This window comes from Thermosediminibacter litoriperuensis, from assembly GCF_008124715.1.
Classification (GTDB): Bacteria; Bacillota; Thermosediminibacteria; order Thermosediminibacterales; family Thermosediminibacteraceae; genus Thermosediminibacter; species Thermosediminibacter litoriperuensis.
The window spans coordinates 1-2,896 of sequence record NZ_VNHO01000055.1 but is presented as its reverse complement, the minus strand read 5'-3'; the positions used below and the strand labels follow the sequence as shown (position 1 = coordinate 2,896).

Below are 2,896 nucleotides of genomic sequence, written 5' to 3'. Positions count from 1 at the left end.
AACAACTTCTGGGCGTCCCCTCCACCTTCCAAATACTCCTTCGCCTTTTTTACCGCCTCTTCTTCTTCCATTTCTACTATTTTTTGAAAAATTTCATCTAACACATTTAGCCTCCTTTTTTTATTTTTTTAATTTTTTATGTATTTTTATAGGGCATATTAATTCTTTTGTCAATTTGCTTAACTTTTGCTAAACGGCAAAGAAATAATAATTTCTTTCATCTACATGCCTTCTGCAAACACTTATTTTATGCAGGAGTAGAAACCGAAGGCGGGTTTTTAATTTTAGTCAAAGTATAAATCAACGTGCTGATCATATATACAACCATTGCCACAAAAATGGGAAAACGTATGGAACTGTTTATAGCCGAAAGAAGTGCGATATAATAAGTTGATACAAAGCCGCCTAGGTTCATAAAGGCCATCAATATTCCCGAAGCAGCCGCGAATCCTGCAGGAGAAATAATCATACCTATTATCATCATTACTGCAGGCATAACAATACCGAATCCCATTCCTACGAGTGTAGCACCTAATGTCAGTGCCATCAGGCTGTTGGCGTAATTTACAAAAGCCATGCCGATTGACAATATAAAAAGTCCAATGGAAATCGTGAATCGCTGAACTTTCTGGTGCAATTTTCCGAAAATCGCCCCCGCCACCATTCCTCCCACCGTAAACATTGAGAGGACCAACCCAGTCGAAGCAGCATCTCCCAAATTGCCCGTAATTATTATAGTAGACATATTTACCAGCATCGGGTAATTCAGCATCATAGCAATACCTATCAGAGTCGATATCAAATATACCGAAGCAGGCGTTTTCACCTTTTCCTTCACTGCTCCTTCTTTCTTTTCGGGCTCAGGCAGCATAAAGATTACCATAATCAGAGTAACCAGACCCAGTAGGTGCGGCAAAAAGGCGTAACGCCAGCTTATAGTGCACAAAACAGCACCCAACATCTGCAGCACTATACCACCCAAATTCATAACTACACCGGACAGGCCGAGCATGTTCGCCCTTTGCTGTCCTTCAAATAGGTTTAGTATAAGGGCATTACCTAGCGGCATTATCATGCCAAGGCCAATTCCGAAAATTGCCCGGGATATCAGTATCAGGGTAAAATCACTCATTACAACGGGCACAGCTCCAGCTATTGCAAAAAGCAGTGTGCCGATTATCAATATCGGCCGGTAACCTATTTTATTACCAGCTATCATTCCGGCAAGGGCCGTGGCTGGAATGATGAACAAAGACGGCAGCGTGGAAACTAACAAAATGGTGCTAAACGGAATTTGCGGAAAGGCTTCTGCTATATTTTGAATCGCAGCGGTGATGGTACCTATACCCATAGATATAAAAAATATCGACATCACAGCCATGGTAACTATTGTTTTGCTATTTTTCACAATTCCATCCCTTTCTAACTTTCAACTTCCGTCCCCAACTAAGAATTTTTATTGACAATTATATTTTAATTTGCTATAATTTCCGACATTTGAATTTACATTGACCTCACCCCATGCCGGACACCGGTAGAAATATTCCACCGGTGTCCGGACTTTGTAAAAACTTAACCGTATTTTTCCACTGCTTCAATCAATGCGGTGATATTTTGTAACGGAGTCTCCTTAGGAGCAGTACCTACGCTGGGAGCAAGGATAAAGCCACCGCCTGGTTTTACATGCTCCAGCAAGTTCTTTACATATTCTTCTATCGATGCCGGAGTGCCCCCCGTCAGCAGGCTGATGGGTATACCTCCCATGACGCAGGTGTGGCCCTGCAGGAGCTTCTTCGCCTTCACCACATCGGTCTTTTCAAAATACGCTATACCCCAGCCCTTGGGCAGTTCGAGGATAGTCTCCAAATGCGCATCATGGCGGCCCTCAAAGAATACAAATACCTTCATGCCTTCTTCTACAAGTCTCAATATGACCGCTTTCAGGGTGGGCCAGTAAAATTCGTTATAAAGTTTCGGCGATAAATATTCATTCAAGTGCAGCGGAATAAACGCAATGCTCATGCCCATTTTTTTGAAGGCTAGAGCGTAATTCATAACCGGTTCCATCAAAGCTTCGGCAGCTTTTTTGACTTTTTCGGGATATCTTCTGATATCCAAAAGTACATTTTCGACTCCTCTCAAAAAGTCCCCAATGATGTCCAACGGCGCGTAGGCCCCTCCTATCCCGAGGGAAGGATACCCTAATTGAGCCGAAATTTTCGCAGATTCCATGAGGAAGGCCGAAAATCTGCTGAATTCCATTCCCAATCTCACCATCGTAGCCATAGTCTGGCGCGGAGTCCCCATATTGCGACAAGCCCTAGGCAGTACTGTTTCCGCCACAAACTTCACCGGGTCTTCTATTAATTTGTCGTATTCATCGGCTTCCATGAAAGTGCCACCGATAAACTGGGGAGATGCATCTTCGGCTATTTCCCTCCCGGGATACCGGTAGTATTTGTCTCCCAATACATCATGCATCGGCCCAGTTATAAACGTGGTGTTTGGTGCTATATCGGGATATTCCGAAAACGCTACACTAAATACGCGTCCATCTAATCCCGAAACACCAGCGGCAAACGGCCAATCACAAGGAAAATCTGTCAGAAATTTTTCCGAGGCTTTTATGGCTTTTTCGAAGTCATAGCAGTATTCATACTGAGTTATGCCGTAATAGGCCGGAATTATATCTCCGCCTACACCGGATAGAGGCACTTTGTCCGGTTCTTCTAAGTTTATGGCAGCCATTATTCGGGCATAGCGTTTTTCTGACAATTCCTTTGCAGTATTTACCGCCATCACCATCACCCCTCAATCCCCATTAATTGTTTGCAAAGCCTTACTCCCTTCGCCGCATCGTCCGCCCAGGCATCCGCCCCGGCAAACTCTTTTACTC

At 43.8% G+C, this 2,896-nt stretch carries 2 protein-coding genes; both read right to left on the bottom strand.

All coding sequences use genetic code 11. The features are described from left to right. Positions 1-247 precede the first annotated feature (247 nt). On the bottom strand, positions 248-1,408 hold the full coding sequence (locus tag LZ11_RS12115; protein ID WP_246110819.1) for an MFS transporter: 1,161 nt from the start codon (positions 1,406-1,408) through the stop codon (positions 248-250). Between the two features lie 164 nt (positions 1,409-1,572). Further along, positions 1,573-2,799, bottom strand: coding sequence for a uroporphyrinogen decarboxylase family protein (locus tag LZ11_RS12110; protein WP_148868111.1), 1,227 nt, complete (start codon positions 2,797-2,799; stop codon positions 1,573-1,575). Between the last annotated feature and the right edge of the window lie 97 nt (positions 2,800-2,896).

Excerpts from the sequence above, each read along its gene's own strand:
- LZ11_RS12110 (WP_148868111.1), bottom strand. The coding sequence starts at position 2,799 with ATGGCGGTAAATACTGCAAAGGAATTGTCAGAAAAACGCTATGCCCGA.